The organism is Ramlibacter sp. MAHUQ-53 (assembly GCF_052600055.1).
The window spans coordinates 94,745-109,772 of sequence record NZ_JBQWTS010000001.1 but is presented as its reverse complement, the minus strand read 5'-3'; the positions used below and the strand labels follow the sequence as shown (position 1 = coordinate 109,772).

Annotated in this window: 16 protein-coding genes; 12 read left to right on the top strand and 4 right to left on the bottom strand. The window is 71.2% G+C overall.

The window, feature by feature from the left end:
- The first annotated feature begins 8 nt into the window (after nucleotides 1–8).
- The 4 genes from mobB to moaE are packed head-to-tail and all read left to right on the top strand — an operon-like array spanning nucleotide 9 to nucleotide 2,492.
- Nucleotides 9–542, top strand: a complete 534-nt coding sequence (gene mobB / locus ACT80S_RS00505) for a molybdopterin-guanine dinucleotide biosynthesis protein B (protein WP_377411373.1) — start codon at nucleotides 9–11, stop codon at nucleotides 540–542.
- On the top strand, nucleotides 539–1,768 hold the full coding sequence (locus ACT80S_RS00500) for a molybdopterin molybdotransferase MoeA (protein ID WP_377411371.1): 1,230 nt from the start codon (nucleotides 539–541) through the stop codon (nucleotides 1,766–1,768). The genes mobB and ACT80S_RS00500 overlap by 4 nt, the downstream gene beginning before the upstream one ends.
- Nucleotides 1,765–2,016 (top strand): MoaD/ThiS family protein, encoded by a 252-nt coding sequence (locus ACT80S_RS00495; protein WP_377411369.1) that lies wholly within the window; start codon nucleotides 1,765–1,767, stop codon nucleotides 2,014–2,016. Before ACT80S_RS00500 ends, ACT80S_RS00495 begins: the two co-directional genes overlap by 4 nt.
- Before the next feature lie 2 nt (nucleotides 2,017–2,018).
- A complete protein-coding gene (gene moaE / locus ACT80S_RS00490) occupies nucleotides 2,019–2,492 on the top strand; it encodes a molybdopterin synthase catalytic subunit MoaE (RefSeq protein WP_377411367.1) in 474 nt (157 codons plus the stop codon).
- 57 nt (nucleotides 2,493–2,549) lie between these two features.
- Here moaE and ACT80S_RS00485 read toward each other — a convergent pair whose 3' ends face one another.
- Nucleotides 2,550–3,524 (bottom strand): Bug family tripartite tricarboxylate transporter substrate binding protein, encoded by a 975-nt coding sequence (locus tag ACT80S_RS00485; RefSeq protein WP_377411365.1) that lies wholly within the window; start codon nucleotides 3,522–3,524, stop codon nucleotides 2,550–2,552.
- 50 nt (nucleotides 3,525–3,574) lie between these two features.
- Nucleotides 3,575–4,525 (bottom strand): LysR family transcriptional regulator, encoded by a 951-nt coding sequence (locus tag ACT80S_RS00480; protein ID WP_377411363.1) that lies wholly within the window; start codon nucleotides 4,523–4,525, stop codon nucleotides 3,575–3,577.
- A gap of 109 nt (nucleotides 4,526–4,634) precedes the next feature.
- On the opposite strand from ACT80S_RS00480, the gene ACT80S_RS00475 reads away from it, so the two are divergent.
- The 4 genes from ACT80S_RS00475 to clpB all read left to right on the top strand — a co-directional run bounded on the left by ACT80S_RS00475 (nucleotide 4,635) and on the right by clpB (nucleotide 10,696).
- On the top strand, nucleotides 4,635–5,711 hold the full coding sequence (locus ACT80S_RS00475; protein ID WP_377411361.1) for an amidohydrolase family protein: 1,077 nt from the start codon (nucleotides 4,635–4,637) through the stop codon (nucleotides 5,709–5,711).
- A 35-nt stretch (nucleotides 5,712–5,746) separates the two neighbouring features.
- Entirely contained in the window at nucleotides 5,747–6,733 is a 987-nt protein-coding gene (locus ACT80S_RS00470) for a Bug family tripartite tricarboxylate transporter substrate binding protein (protein ID WP_377411359.1), read from the top strand.
- Between the two features lie 13 nt (nucleotides 6,734–6,746).
- Nucleotides 6,747–8,000, top strand: a complete 1,254-nt coding sequence (locus tag ACT80S_RS00465; RefSeq protein ID WP_377411358.1) for a flavin-dependent oxidoreductase — start codon at nucleotides 6,747–6,749, stop codon at nucleotides 7,998–8,000.
- Between the two features lie 98 nt (nucleotides 8,001–8,098).
- A complete protein-coding gene (clpB, locus tag ACT80S_RS00460; RefSeq protein WP_377411356.1) occupies nucleotides 8,099–10,696 on the top strand; it encodes an ATP-dependent chaperone ClpB in 2,598 nt (865 codons plus the stop codon).
- 55 nt (nucleotides 10,697–10,751) lie between these two features.
- On the opposite strand, the gene ACT80S_RS00455 is transcribed toward clpB, so the two are convergent.
- Nucleotides 10,752–11,036: a hypothetical protein gene (locus tag ACT80S_RS00455; protein WP_377411353.1), complete on the bottom strand. Its 285-nt coding sequence runs from the start codon at nucleotides 11,034–11,036 to the stop codon at nucleotides 10,752–10,754.
- A 7-nt stretch (nucleotides 11,037–11,043) separates the two neighbouring features.
- Entirely contained in the window at nucleotides 11,044–11,904 is an 861-nt protein-coding gene (locus tag ACT80S_RS00450) for an MBL fold metallo-hydrolase (protein ID WP_377411351.1), read from the bottom strand.
- An 83-nt stretch (nucleotides 11,905–11,987) separates the two neighbouring features.
- On the opposite strand from ACT80S_RS00450, the gene ACT80S_RS00445 reads away from it, so the two are divergent.
- The 4 genes from ACT80S_RS00445 to ACT80S_RS00430 form a co-directional block, all read left to right on the top strand.
- Complete coding sequence (locus tag ACT80S_RS00445; RefSeq protein ID WP_377411349.1) at nucleotides 11,988–12,419, top strand: YeeE/YedE family protein; 432 nt, start codon at nucleotides 11,988–11,990, stop codon at nucleotides 12,417–12,419.
- A 12-nt stretch (nucleotides 12,420–12,431) separates the two neighbouring features.
- Nucleotides 12,432–12,869 carry a DUF6691 family protein gene (locus ACT80S_RS00440; RefSeq protein WP_377411346.1) on the top strand — a complete coding sequence of 146 codons (438 nt, stop codon included), beginning with the start codon at nucleotides 12,432–12,434 and terminating at the stop codon, nucleotides 12,867–12,869.
- Nucleotides 12,870–12,922: 53 nt separating this feature from the next.
- Entirely contained in the window at nucleotides 12,923–14,149 is a 1,227-nt protein-coding gene (locus ACT80S_RS00435; protein ID WP_377411344.1) for an MFS transporter, read from the top strand.
- Between the two features lie 52 nt (nucleotides 14,150–14,201).
- A partial coding sequence (locus tag ACT80S_RS00430) for an ExeA family protein (RefSeq protein ID WP_377411341.1) occupies nucleotides 14,202–15,028 on the top strand: 827 nt, incomplete at its 3' end.

Sequence of the window (15,028 nt, the reverse complement as noted above, 5' to 3'; positions counted from 1 at the left end):
GGTCCCGCATGAAGGTGGTTGGCTTCGCCGGGTACTCCGGCTCGGGCAAGACGACGCTGGTCGAACGCCTGATCCCCGCGCTGAAGGCGCGGGGCCTGCGCGTGTCGGTGGTCAAGCATGCCCACCACGCCTTCGATGTCGACCACCCCGGCAAGGACAGCCACCGCCACCGCGCGGCCGGCGCCTTCGAGGTGGTGGTCGCCTCCAGCCGCCGGCTGGCGCTGATGCGCGAGTTCGAGCGGGAGGCCAAACTCACGGTGCACCAGCTGATCGCCGAGCTGTACGACGGCGTCGACTGGGTGCTCGTCGAGGGCTTCAAGGACAGCAACCTGAAGAAGGTCGAGGTCTGGCGCGCCGAGGCCGGCCAGCCCGTGCGCTACCCCGAGGACGCCTTCGTCGCCGCCATCGCCACCGACGATGCGGCCCGCCTGCCGCAGGAGACCCTGCGCCCCGTCCTGGACCTGAACGACCCGCAGGCGGTGGCCGCTTGGCTGGTCGAGAACGGCGACCGCTTCGACTACGACCCGGAGCATTACGCATGAACGCCCCCCGCGCCCCGCTGCGCCCGCTGGATGAGGCGCTGGCCCAGCTCCTGGAACACGCGCGTTCCCTGGGCCGCACCGAGTCCGTGGCCACCTTCGAGGCTGACGGCCGCGTGCTGGCGCAGGACCTGGTGTCCGCGCTGCAGGTGCCGCCGCAGGACAACAGCTCCATGGACGGCTATGCCGTGCGGTCCGCCGACTGCGCCCAGCCCGGCGTGGTGCTGCCCGTGAGCCAGCGCATCCCGGCCGGCAGCTTCGGCGCGCCCCTGGCCGCCGGCAGCGCGGCCCGCATCTTCACCGGCGCGCCGGTGCCCGAGGGCGCCGACGCCATCGTGATGCAGGAGGACACCGAGCCGGCGGGGGAGGGCTCGGTGCGCGTGCTCCAGCCTCCCAAGGTCGGCCAGTGGATCCGCCGCAGCGGCGAGGACGTGACCCGCGGCGCCGTGGTGCTGCGGGCCGGCGAGCGCCTCTCGCCCGCGTCGCTGGGCCTGGCCGCCAGCATCGGGCTGGCGAGCCTGCGCGTCGCGGCCCGGCCGCGCGTTGCGCTGTTCTCCACCGGCGACGAGCTGGTGATGCCCGGCGAGGTGCCGCCCGAGGCGATGAAGCCCGGCGCCATCTACAACTCCAACCGCTTCTTCCTGCGCGCCCTGCTGCAGCGACTGGGCTGCGAGGTCCGCGACCTGGGCATCGTGCCGGACAACCGCGAGGCCACCCTGGCAGCCCTGCGCGAGGCGGCGCAGGCCAACGACCTGATCCTCACCAGCGGCGGCGTGTCCGTCGGCGAGGAGGACCACATCAAGCCCGCGGTGCAGCAGCTCGGTGCGCTGGACCTGTGGCAGATCTCCATGAAGCCCGGCAAGCCGTTTGCGTACGGGCGGGTGGGCGAGGCCCACTTCATCGGCCTGCCCGGCAACCCGGTGTCCAGCTTCATCACCTTCCTGCTGCTGGTGCGTCCCTTCCTGCTGAAGCTGCAGGGCGTGGCCGCCACCTGGCCGCCGGTGACGCGCCTGCCGGCCCACTTCGACTGGCCCCGCGCCGACAAGCGCCGCGAGTTCGCGCGGGTGCGCCGCAACGCCCAGGGCGGGCTGGACCTGTTCCCGAACCAGAGCTCCGGCGTGCTGACCTCGGCCGCCTGGGGCGACGGCGTCGTGGACATTCCCGCCGGCACCACGATCGCGCGCGGCGAGGCCGTATCCTTCATCGCCTTCGCCGACCTGCTGCAATGACCACGCTGCGAATCCGCTACTTCGCCTCGATCCGCGAGGCCCTGGGACCGGGCGAGACCCTGTCCACCGCCGCCGCCACCCTCGGTGCGCTGCGTGACGAGCTGATCGCCCGCGGCGGCGCCCATGCCGAGGCCCTGGCCCGCGGCAAGGCCGTGCGCCTGGCGCTGGACCAGGTGATGGCCGACGAGTCCGCCTCCCTGCGCGAGGGCGCCGAGGTGGCGTTCTTCCCGCCGGTGACCGGGGGCTGACCATGGCGGCGCGCGTCGTCATCCAGGCTGCCGACTTCGACCTGTCCGCCGAGGTCGCCGCGCTGCGCGCGCAGGACGGCGGCGTGGGCGCGGTCTGCGCCTTCGTCGGCACCGTGCGTGACCGCAATGACGGCCAGGACGTCAGCGCGATGGAGCTGGAGCACTACCCCGGCATGACCGAGAAGGCCATCGAGGCCATGATCGACGAGGCGCACCGCCGCTTCGACATCCGCGGCGTCAAGGTGATCCACCGCGTCGGCCCGCTGGCGCTGAAGGACCAGATCGTGCTGGTGGCCGTGACCTCGGCGCACCGCGGCGAAAGCTTCCAGGCCTGCGAGTTCCTGATGGACTACCTCAAGACGCAGGCGCCGTTCTGGAAGAAGGAACAGACGCCCGAGGGCGCCCGCTGGGTCGATGCCCGCGTGGCGGACGACGCGGCGCTGGCCCGCTGGGGCATCGCGTCCGCCAACGGGTGACGGCGCGGGCCTGCAGGGCCCCCGCCCCACGCCGGCCCGGGCGGGCGCGCGCGAGGGTCACTTCGGCTGGAAGCCGGAGGCCTTGATGATGCGCTCCCAGGTCTGGGTGTACCGGCGCACCACGGTCGCGAACTGCGCCTGCGGCTGGTAGGCCACCGTCAGTCCCATGCCGGCCAGGCGCTCGCGCACCTCGGGCAGGGCCACGACCCGGGCCAGCGCCTGGTTCATGCGCTCGACCACCGCCGCGGGCGTGCCGGCCGGGGCGAACAGGCCGTAGTACGGCAGGTCCTCGAGGTTGGCGAAGCCCAGCTCGGTGAAGGTGGGCACGTCGGGCAGCAGGGCCTGGCGCTTGTCGCCGATCACGGCCACCACGCGCAGCTTGCCGGCCTTGTGGGCCTCGATGAAGTCGGGGATGGAGCCCACACCGGCCTTGATCTGGTTGCCCATCATGTCGGCCAGCATCGGCGCGCTGCCGCGGTAGGGGGCGGCCTGCACGTCGAGCTGGTAGCGGGCGCCCACCAGGCCCACCAGGAACTCGGGGATCGAGGCAGGGGCCGGCACGCCGATGGTGTCCTTGCCGCCGTGGCTGCGGACCCAGGCGACGTACTCGGCCATCGTCTTGGCGGGTGTGCCGCCGGAGACGGCCAGGGCGTTGGCGAAGGTGGCGAAGCCGGCCACCGGCACGAAGTCCTTCGCCGGGTCGAAGCCGGGCTCCTTGATCGTCAGCGGCAGGATCGAGATGCTGTGGTCGTGGCTCAGGAAAAAGGTGTGGCCGTCGGGTGCGGCGGCCTTGAGCGCCTGGCCCGCGAGCTGGCCGCCGGCGCCGGCCCGGTTCTCCACCACCACCGGCACGCCGAGCTGGTCCTTCAGCTTGTCGGCCAGGGTGCGGGCGATGGCGTCGGTGCCGCCGCCGGGCGGGAAGCCCACGAGGATGCGCACCGGGGTGGTGGATTGGGCGAAGGCGGGCAGGGCGCCGCAGGCGGCGGCCGCCACGGCGGCCATCAGGCCGCGGCGCAGGAGGGAGGTCTTCATCGTCATGGGGTGTCGGGCTGGGGGCGCGCCAAGAATAACGGAAGCGGCGTTCAGGCGGCCGCGCAGCCGGCCGCTTCCGCCGCCGCCGGGCGCGACTCGAACACGAAGCCCTCGCCCAGCGCCATCTGCGCCATGCGCTGCGACAGCCACTGCAGCAGCGCGCGGATGCGGGGCAGCTCGCCGCGGCTGGCGGGCACCATGGCCTTGAGCCAGAGGTCGGGCAGTTGCAGGTCCGGCAGCACCTCGAGCAGCTCGCCGCGGCCCAGGCCGGGGGCGACCAGGTAGTCCGCCAGCAGGGCGATGCCCAGGCCGTCGTGCGCGGCGTTGCGCAGGGCGATGCCGTCGTTGGTGCGCAGGCGCGCGCGCACGTCCACCCCCACCAGGCCCTGCGGCCCGTGCAGCTCCCAGCGCGTGCCGGTGGTGGAGAGCACCAGGCAGTCGTGCCCGGCCAGGTCGGTGGCCACCTGCGGCGTGCCGGCTCGCGCGAGGTAGGCGGGCGAGGCCACCAGGCGCCGGCGCACCGGGCACAGCGGGTGGTCCACCACGCCGCCGTACGACTCGGGCCGCGCCCCCAGGGCCAGGTCGAAGCCTTCCTCCACCGGGTTGACCGAGCGGTCCGCGAGAACCACCTCCAGGCTCACCAGGGGCTGGGCCGCGAGGAACTCATTGAGCAGGCCGCACAGGAACAGCACGCCCAGGGTGCTGGGCACCTTGATGCGGATGTGGCCCTCCAGCGCGCCGTCGGCCTGGGCCATGCCGTCCAGGGTGCTGTCCATCTGGCGCACCAGGTGGCGCAGCACCGGCAGGTAGCGCTCGCCCACGTCGGTCAGCGTGAGCTTGCGGGTCGAGCGGGTGAACAGCGGCGCGCGGATGCGCCATTCGAGCTGGTCGACGCGCTTGGCGATCACCGAGGGCGCGAGCCCCGTGCGCCGCGCCACCTCGGAAAAGCTGCCGGTCTCGGCGGCGGCGATGAAGGCTCGCAGGTTGGCCAGGGTGTCCATGATTTGTCTCGATCTGGAAAAGCTGAGCGCACGAATCGGCGTATTGTTATTGATTTCATGCCTAATTAAAGTCGCTTGATCCAAATCAAGGAAAAAACAGGAGACCGCATTGATCGACATCCGGATGCCCGACACCGGCACGACCCGCCGCCCCGGCCCCGCCCCCTACAAGCGCATCGCCACCGAGGAGGCCTTCGCGCCGCCGGAGATGCTGGATATCTACCGCCGCATCTTCGAGCGCGGTGACTGCGACGCCGGCTTCAAGGGCCTCATGGGCTTCTACATGTCCAGCCCCAGCGAGCGCGCCCAGCACATCATGCGCTGCCTGGTCGACATGGACGACCTGCGCCTGAAGCACATGGACGACGCCGGCATCGACGTCGCCGTGCTGGCCCTGACCTCGCCGGGCGTGCAGGTGATGGACACCGCCACCGCGGTGTCCTTCGCGCGCACCGCCAACGACTTCCTGGCCGACGCGATCCGGCGCCACCCGACCCGCTACGCCGGCATGCTCGCCGTGGCGCCGCAGGACCCGGCCGCCGCCGCCAAGGAGATCGAGCGCGGCGTGACGAAGCTGGGCATCAACGCGGTGGTGATCAATTCCCACACCCAGGGCGAGTACCTCTCGGACACGAAGTTCTGGGACATCTTCGCCGCCGCCGAGGCGCACGACGCGCCGATCTACCTGCACCCCAACTCGCTGCCGCCCGGCATGTACGAGCGTTTCGCCGAGGCGGGCCTGGACGGCGCGATCTACGGCTTCGGCGTGGAGACCGGCCTGCACGCCATGCGCATCATCGCCGCCGGCGTATTCGACCGCTTCCCCAAGCTGCGCATGATCCTGGGCCACATGGGCGAGGCGCTGCCGTACTGGGCCTACCGCCTGGACTACATGCACGCCGCCACCGTGCGCTCCCAGCGCTACGAGAGCATGAAGCCGATCCAGCGCCGGCCCAGCGAGTACCTGCGCGAGAACTTCTACGTCACCAACAGCGGCGTGGCCTGGCCGCATGCCATCAAGTTCGCGCAGGACTTCATGGGCGCCGACCGCGTGCTGTACGCGATGGACTACCCCTACCAGTACGCGCCCGACGAGGTGAACATCCTCGACGACATGGCCATGTCGCCCGAGGCGAAGAAGCAGTTCTTCCAGACCAACGCGGAAACCGTGTTCAAGCTGCGTTGAGACCGCCGCAGAACGACCCCAAGGAGACTCCCGCCATGACTTTCGGCATCACCCGCCGCGGCGCACTGATCGCCGCCTGCGCTGCTTCGGCCGGCCTGGCCGCCACCGGTGCGCTGGCCCAGGCCCCGGCCTGGCCCACGCAGACCGTCAAGATCATCGTGCCGTTCACCGCCGGCACCGGCATGGACACCATCGCCCGCGCCGTCGCGCCGCGGCTGGCCGAGCGCCTCGGCCAGCCGGTGGTGGTCCAGAACCAGCCCGGCGCCAGCGGCAACATCGGCGCCGACGCGGTGGCCAAGTCCACCGACGGCCACACCGTCCTCATGGGCGCCAACACCATGCTGATGGCGTCGCAGATGTACAAGAACGTGCCGTTCCACCCGATCAACGACTTCCAGCCGGTCTCCATGGCCGCCTGGGGCACGCTGATGCTGGTGGCCAACCCGAAGACGAACCTGAAGTCCATGCAGGACCTGATCGCCGCGGTCAAGGCCAGGCCGGGCAGCATCAGCTTCGGCTCGCCGGGCGTGGGCACGCCGCACCACATGGCGATGGAGCTGTTCAAGGCCCGCACCGGCTCTTTCATGCTGCACGTGCCGTACCGCGGCACCGCCGGCTACCAGCAGGACCTGCTGGCCGGCGAGGTCAACGTCGGCTTCCTGCCGGTGCACATCGCCGCCGGCATGGTCAAGGCCGGCCGCCTCAACGCGCTGGCCGTGGGCAGCCCCAAGCGCCACCCGGTGGCGCCCGAGGTGGCCACCTTCGAGGAGCTGGGCGTCAAGGGCGTGGACGTGGACCTGTGGTACGCCTTCTTCGTGCCGGCAAAGGCCCCGCAGGCCGTCACCAGCCGCCTGAACAACGAGATCGTGGCGATCATGAAGACGCCCGAGGTCAAGGAGATCCTGGGCAAGGGCGGCATGGACGCCGCCTTCTCCACCCCGCAGGAGCTCGGCGCCATCGCCGCCAAGGACTACCCGCGCTGGGGCGAGGTGATCAAGCGCAACGGGATCGCCGCGGAGTAACGGGGAGAACGCCATGGGATTCACGCACCAAGGCAAGCGCATCGCGGTCGTGGGCGGCGGCATCGCCGGCCTGGGCCTCGCCCTGTCGCTGCACCAGCGCGGCATCGCCTGCGACGTCTACGAGGCCGTGCCCGAGGTCAAGGAGCTGGGCGTGGGCATCACGCTGCTGCCGCATGCCATGCGGGAGCTGGCGGCCCTGGGCGTGCAGCCGCAGCTGGAGGCCGCCGGCATCGAGAACCTGGAGAGCGTGTTCTTCAACCGCTGGGGCCAGTTCATCTACCGCGAGCCGCGCGGGCGGCATGCGGGCTACCCGGTGCCGGAGGTGGGCATCCACCGCGGCCGGCTGCACCGCATCCTCTACGACCACGCGCAGTCCGTGATCGGCGAGGGCCGCATCCACACCGACCACCGCTGCGTCGGGGTGGACCAGGACGCCTCGGGTGCGACGATCCGCTTCACCGACGCCCAGGGCAACGCCCGCCCGCCGGTGCGGGCCGACGTGGTCATCGCCTGCGACGGCGTGAACTCGGCGATCCGCCGCCAGTTCTACCCGAACGAGAAGATGGCCTTCGCCGGCATCAACACCTGGCGCGGGGTCACGGTGCACAAGCCGATCCTCACCGGCAAGAGCTACCTGCGCGTGGGCTCGATCCACACCGGCAAGATGGTGATCTACCCGATCGTCGACAACGTGGACGGGCAGGGCAACCAGTTGATCAACTGGATGGCCGAGATCCAGCGCGAGGGCGAGGCCATGAACGACTGGAACCGCCCCGGCGACGTGGCCGACTTCGAGGCCATCTTCGCCGACTGGCGCTTCGACTGGCTGGACGTGCCGGCCCTGATCCGCGGGGCCCAGCAGATCCTGGAGTACCCGATGGTCGACAAGGACCCGGTGCCGCAGTGGACCTTCGGCCGGGTCACCTTCATGGGCGACGCCGCGCACCCGATGTACCCGCGCGGCTCCAACGGCTCGGCCCAGGGCCTGATCGACGCCCGCACGCTGGCCGACATCCTGTCCATGACGCCGGACCCGGTCGATGCCCTGGCCGCCTATGAAAAGGCGCGGCTGGAGCCCACCGCCCGGGTGGTGCAGACCAACCGCAGCGTCCCGCCCGACTTCATCAACATCAAGGTCGACGAGTTGAGCGGCGGCAAGCCGTTCCGCCACATCGACGACCTGATCAGCCAGGCCGAGCTGCGCGAGATCTCCGAGAACTACAAGCGCATCGCCGGGTTCTCGAAGGAGGCGGTCAAGGCCGGCTGACACCGGCCGGATTGACGCGGGTCAAGCCCGCCCTGGCGTTCCTCCCTTGAAATCCGCGGCACGGGCCCAAAGCTGCGGTTCAATTCACCGGATACGCCATGCGACTCGACAAACTCACCACCAAGTTCCAGGAAGCCCTGAACGAGGCCCAGAGCCTCGCGCTGGGCAACGACCACGCCTACATCGAGCCGGAGCACCTGCTCGTGGCCATGCTGCGCCAGGAGGACGGCCCGCGCGCGCTGCTGCAGCGCGCCGGGGTGAACGTGCCCGGCCTGCTGGCCGCCGCCGAGGGCGCGATGCACCGCCGCCCGCAGGTGCAGGGCCAGGAGCAGGTCCAGGTCGGCCGCGACCTGGTGAGCCTGCTGCAGGCCGCCGAGAAGGAGGGCATCAAGCGCGGCGACCAGTACATCGCCAGCGAGCTGTTCCTGCTGGCGCTGACCGACTCCAAGGCCGACATCGGCCGCATCGCCCGCGAGAACGGGCTGTCCCGCAAGTCCTTCGAGTCCGCCATCGACGCGGTGCGCGGCGGCGAGAAGGTGGACAACCCCGAGGCCGAGGGCCAGCGCGAGGCGCTGAAGAAGTACTGCCTGGACCTCACCGAGCGCGCCCGCCAGGGCAAGCTGGACCCGGTGATCGGCCGCGACGACGAGATCCGCCGCGCCATCCAGGTGCTGCAGCGGCGCACCAAGAACAACCCCGTCCTCATTGGCGAGCCCGGCGTGGGCAAGACCGCCATCGTCGAGGGCCTGGCCCAGCGCATCGTGGCCGGCGAGGTGCCCGAGAGCCTCAAGGGCAAGCGGGTGCTGTCCCTGGACATGGCGGCCCTGCTGGCGGGCGCCAAGTTTCGCGGCGAGTTCGAGGAGCGCCTGAAGAACGTGCTCAACGAACTGGCCAAGGACGAGGGCCAGACCATCGTCTTCATCGACGAGCTGCACACCATGGTGGGCGCCGGCAAGGCCGAGGGCGCGATGGACGCCGGCAACATGCTCAAGCCGGCCCTGGCGCGCGGCGAGCTGCACTGTGTCGGCGCCACCACCCTGGACGAATACCGCAAGTACATCGAGAAGGACGCCGCGCTGGAGCGCCGCTTCCAGAAGATCCTGGTCGGCGAGCCCAGCGTCGAGGCCACCATCGCCATCCTGCGCGGGCTGCAGGAGAAGTACGAGGTGCACCACGGCGTGGAGATCACCGACCCGGCCATCGTGGCCGCCGCCGAGCTCTCGCACCGCTACATCACCGACCGCTTCCTGCCGGACAAGGCGATCGACCTGATCGACGAAGCCGCCTCGAAGATCAAGATCGAGATCGACTCCAAGCCCGAGGTGATGGACAAGCTCGATCGCCGCCTGATCCAGCTGCAGATCGAGCGCGAGGCCGTGCGCAAGGAGACCGATGAGGCCTCGCGCAAGCGGCTCGACCTGATCGAGGAGGAGATCGGCAAGCTGCGCAAGGAGCAGGCCGACCTCGAGGAGATCTGGAAGGCCGAGAAGGCCCAGGCCCAGGGCTCCGCCCAGGTGAAGGAGGAGATCGACCGCCTGCGCCAGCAGATCGAGGGCCTGACCCGCAAGGGCGACTTCAACAAGGTCGCCGAGCTGCAGTACGGCAAGCTGCCCGAGCTGGAGAAGAAGCTCAAGGAGGCGCAGGACAAGGAAAGCGGCAAGGCCGGCAGCGGCAAGCCGCAGCTGCTTCGCACCCAGGTCGGCGCCGAGGAGATCGCCGAGGTGGTGGCGCGCGCCACCGGTATCCCGGTGTCCAAGCTGATGCAGGGCGAGCGCGAGAAGCTGCTGCAGATGGAGGACCGCCTGCACCAGCGCGTGGTCGGCCAGGACGAGGCGATCAGCGCGGTGGCCAACGCCATCCGCCGCAGCCGCTCGGGCCTGTCGGACCCGAACCGGCCCACCGGCTCCTTCCTGTTCCTGGGCCCCACGGGCGTGGGCAAGACCGAGCTGTGCAAGGCGCTGGCGACCTTCCTGTTCGACAGCGAGGAGCACCTCATTCGCATCGACATGAGCGAGTTCATGGAGAAGCACTCGGTGGCCCGCCTGATCGGCGCGCCTCCGGGCTACGTCGGCTACGAGGAGGGCGGCTACCTGACCGAGGCGGTGCGCCGCAAGCCGTACAGCGTGATCCTGCTCGACGAGGTCGAGAAGGCCCACCACGACGTCTTCAACGTGCTGCTGCAGGTCCTCGACGATGGTCGCCTCACCGACGGCCAGGGCCGCACCGTGGACTTCAAGAACGCGGTGATCGTGATGACCAGCAACATCGGCTCGCACATGATCCAGGCCATGGTCGGCAGGCCCTACGAGGACGTGAAGGAGGCGGTGTGGGATGAACTCAAGAACCACTTCCGCCCCGAGTTCCTGAACCGCATCGACGAGACCGTGGTGTTCCACGGCCTGGGCGCGGACCACATCGCGCGCATCGCCGCCATCCAGCTCAAGGTGCTGGAGCAGCGCCTGGCGAAGATGGACCTCACGCTGCAGGTGTCGCCGCACGCGCTGGAGGAACTGGCCAAGGTGGGCTTCGACCCGGTGTTCGGCGCGCGGCCCCTGAAGCGCGCGATCCAGCAGCGGATCGAGAACCCGCTGTCCCGCCTGATCCTCGAGGGGCGCTTCCCGCCCAAGAGCGTGATCCCGGTGGAGGTCGACCCGGTGCGCGAGCCCGGGGTATTCCACTTCGGCGAGCCTGCCTGACCCGGGTGGGGCCAGGCCCGCAGGGCCCGCCGTCGATGTGACGGCGGGCCCTGTTTCATTCCGGGCCGCGCGGTGGCCCGTGGTCGGTCAGGGGCTGCCGGCCGCTGGGGCAGTAGGCGTTGCGGGGCAGGTCGCCGCGCACGTAGGCCTGGTCCTCCGCGGGCGTGGCCCGGCGCACGGTGATCGCCGTGGCACGCGCGCCGTACAGGTCCTGCAGCTGCGCCTGCAGCGTCTGCGGCCCGTCGGTGCCGGCGGGCAGCGCCTTGAGCCAGCGGCGCGGGCGGCCGTCGTGGCGGAAGTCCACCACCCAGACCTCGCTGTGCCGGAAGACGGTCACCATGGCCGGTTCACAGCGCGTTCAGCGGGATCTTCAGGTAGCTCACGCCGTTGGCCTCGGGCTCGGGCAGGCGGCCGGCGCGGATGTTCACCTGGATCGCGGGGATGATCAGCAGCGGCTTGTCCAGTCCCGCGTCGCGCTTCGTGCGCATGGCGACGAAGTCGGCCTCGTCGACGCCGTCGCGGATGTGGATGTTGCCGGCGCGCTGCTCGGCCACCGTGGTCTCGCAACGGGGGGCGCGGCCCTCGGGCGGGTAGTCATGGCACATGAACAGGCGCGTCGTGCCCGGCATCGCCAGCAGGCGGCGCACCGACCGATAGAGCTGCTGCGCGCTGCCGCCCGGGAAGTCGCAGCGCGCGGTGCCCACGTCGGGCGGGAACAGGGTGTCCCCGGCGAACACCGCATCCCCCACCTCGAAGGCCACGCAGGCCGGCGTGTGGCCCGGCACCGCCAGCACCCGGGCCTGCAGCGCGCCGATGGCGAAGGTCTCGCCGTCCTCGAACAGGTGGTCGAATTGCGAACCATCGGCCGCGAAGTCCGACTCCAGGTGGAACAGCGCCTTGAAGACTCGCTGCACCTGCGGAATCAGCGCGCCGATGCCGATGCGCCCGCCCAGCTGCCCGCGCAGCCAGGCCGCCGCGCTGAGGTGGTCGGCATGGGCGTGCGTCTCCAGGATCCACTCCACGCGCAGGCCGCGTGCCTGCACGAAGTCGACGACCCGCTGCGCCGAGCGGGTGGCGGTGCGGCCGGCCTTCGCGTCGTAGTCCAGCACCGGGTCGATCACCGCGCAGGCCGTGCCCTGGCCCGCGTGGACCACATGGGTCCAGGTGCAGGTGGCCGGGTCGAAAAAGGATTCGATCTCGGGGGTCATCGCGGCTCCTTCGCGGGTGAACCGATCAATAATCAACCAATGATATAGAGGCGGGAGCGCACGCGCGCCCCTGGAGACACGCCATGACCATCGACGGGTCGCATTTCACCCCCTGGACCTCCCTGGCCGGCGGCATTGCCCTGGGCGTGGCGGCGGCGGCCTTCATCCTGTGCTGCGGCCGCATCCTGGGCATCAGCGGGATCCTCGGCGGGCTGCTGCGGCCCCGCGCCGGGGACGTGGCCTGGCGCCTGTCCTTCCTCGCCGGCCTGCTCGCGGCCCCGGCGGTGTGGGCGCTGTTCGCAGCCCCGCCCGCGCCGCGCATCGAGGCCGGCACGCCGGTGCTGGTGGCCGCCGGGCTGCTGGTGGGGTGGGGCACGCGCCTGGGGTCGGGCTGCACCAGCGGCCACGGCGTGTGCGGCCTGTCGCGGCTGTCGCCGCGCTCGCTGGTGGCCACGCTGGCCTTCATGGCGGCGGGCTTCGCCACCGTCTTCGTCGTCCGCCACCTGCTGGCCTGAGGGGGCCCTGCCATGCAACGCATCGTCGAATTCCTCACCGGCCTGGTTTTCGGCCTCGGCCTGATCCTCGCCGGCATGACCGATCCCGGCAAGGTCCTCGGCTTCCTGGACCTCGCGGGCGCCTGGGACCCGTCGCTGGCTTTCGTCATGGGCGGGGCCGTCGGCGTGGGCCTGGTCGCCTTCCGCTTGGCGCAGCGGCGCGGCGTGTCCCTGCTGGGGGGCGCGCTGCACCTGCCCGGCACCGCCGGCATCGACCGGCGGCTGGTGGTGGGCAACCTCGCCTTCGGCGTGGGCTGGGGCCTGGCCGGGTTCTGCCCGGGGCCGGCGGTGGTGTCGGCTGGCGCCGGCCACTGGCAGGCCTGGGTGTTCTGCGCCGCGATGCTGGCCGGCATGGCGCTGCACGAACTCTCGCTGCGCCCCCTGCGCCGGATCGGCCCGGTGCACGAGTAGGACAGTCGCGCGGGTGTCCGCGCCCGCGGCACGCAGCCGTTAGCATCGGGCGCATGAGCAGCACCCTCGCGCACGTGCCCTTGCGGCAGGATGGGGCCGTCATCGGCCTCGTCGGCATCGCCCACCTGATCAGCCACTACAGCCAGCTCCTGCTGGCGCCGCTGTTCCCCTGGCTCAAGGACGATTTCGGCGTCGGCTACATCGAGCTGGGCTTCCTCATGACGGTGTTCTTCGTCGTCTCCTGCGGCGTGCAGACGCTCTCGGGCTTCCTGGTGGACCGCTACGGGCCGCGCCCCATCCTGTTTGCCGGCCTGGCCCTGATCGGCCTGGCCGCCTTCGGTTTCGCCGCCTCCACCAGCTACGCGATGCTGGCGCTGTTCGCCGTGGTCGCGGGCACCGGCAACGGCGTCTTCCACCCGGTGGACTTCACCATCCTCAATCGCAAGGTCAGCGGCCCGCGCCTGGGCCATGCCTACAGCATCCACGGCATCACCGGCACCCTGGGGTGGGCCCTGGCGCCGGCGATGCTGGTGCCGCTGGCCGTGGCCTTCTCCTGGCGCGTGGCCCTGGTGGGGGCCGGCGTGCTGGCCTTCGGCGTGCTGGCCGTGCTGCTCGTCTACCGTGATCGCCTGGCCTTCACCGAGGCCGCGCCCGCCGCCGGCCCGGCCAGGGCGCCAGCCGCCCCGCCTGCCTGGAAGGGAACCTTCGGCTTCCTGCGCATCCCGGCCGTGTGGATGTGCTTCCTGTTCTTCTTCTTCTACGCCTTCGTGATCAGCGTGGTCCAGGCCTTCGCGCCCGAGGCTGCGCGTCACCTGCACGACGTGCCGCTGGCCCTGGTGGCCGCCTGCCTCACCGCTTACATGCTGGGCAGCGCTTCGGGCATGGTGCTGGGCGGCTTCCTGGCGGCGCAGCCGGAGCGCTGCGAGCGGATCGTGGGTGCGGGCATGGGCGTGGCCGCCTGCATCGCGCTGGTGATCGGCTTCGCGCCGGTGCCGGCGCTGGCGGTGCCGGCGCTGTTCGCTGCCATGGGCTTCGCCGCGGGCATCTCCGGGCCCTCGCGCGACCTGATCGTCAAGCGCGCCACCCCCGAGGGGTCGACCGGGCGCGTCTACGGCGTCGTCTACTCCGGGCTGGACATCGGCCAGGCCACCGCGCCCCTGGTCTTCGGCCTGATGATGGACCGCCAGATGTACCAGGGCGTGTGGCTGGGCCTGGTGCTCGTGCAGGCCATGCTGATCACCAGCGCCTTCAACGTGCGCCGCGTACGGCGGACCGCGTAACGCCGGTTGCAGTGACCCCCGCGCGCCGCGGCGCGGGGCTAATCTGGCGCGCATGTACGCGCCTTTCTTCGGATTGCGGCAGGAGCCGTTCTCCATCGCCCCGGACCCCCGCTACCTGCTCATGACCGGGCGGCACCGCGAGGCGCTGGCGCACCTGGTGCACGGGCTGTCCTGCGGCGGCGGCATCGTCATGCTGACCGGCGAGGTCGGCACCGGCAAGACCACGGTGTGCCGCTGCTTCCTCTCGCAGGTGCCGGCGCGCTGCCAGGTGGCCTATGTCTTCAATCCCAAGCTGTCGGCGGTGGAGCTGCTGCAGTCGGTGTGCGAGGAATTCCGCATCCCGCTGCCGCCGCCGCGCGGCGTGGCTCGCACGGTGAAGGAGTGCCTGGACCCGCTCAATGCCTTCCTGCTCGCCGCCCATGCCGAGGGCCGCGACAGCCTGCTGGTGATCGACGAGGCCCAGGCCCTGGCGCCGGAGGTGCTCGAGCAGCTGCGCCTGCTCACGAACCTCGAGACGCCCTCGCGCAAGCTGCTGCAGGTGGTGCTGATCGGCCAGCCCGAGCTGCGGGCCATCGTCGCCCGGCCCGAGCTGGAGCAGGTGGCGCAGCGCGTCGTCGCGCGCTTCCACCTGACCCCGCTGTCGCGCCAGGAGACCGCGCAGTACGTGCAGCACCGCCTCGAGGTGGCGGGCCTGGCGCGCACGCTGCCCTTCGACCGGGCTGCCCTGCGGCGCGTCTGGCGCTGTTCGCGCGGCGTGCCCCGGCGCATCAACCTGCTGTGCGACCGGGCGCTGCTCGGCGCCTACGCCCGGGCCCGGGGCAACGTGTCCGCGGCGATGGTCGATGCGGCGGCCGCCGAGGTCTTCGGCGCGCCGCCGCG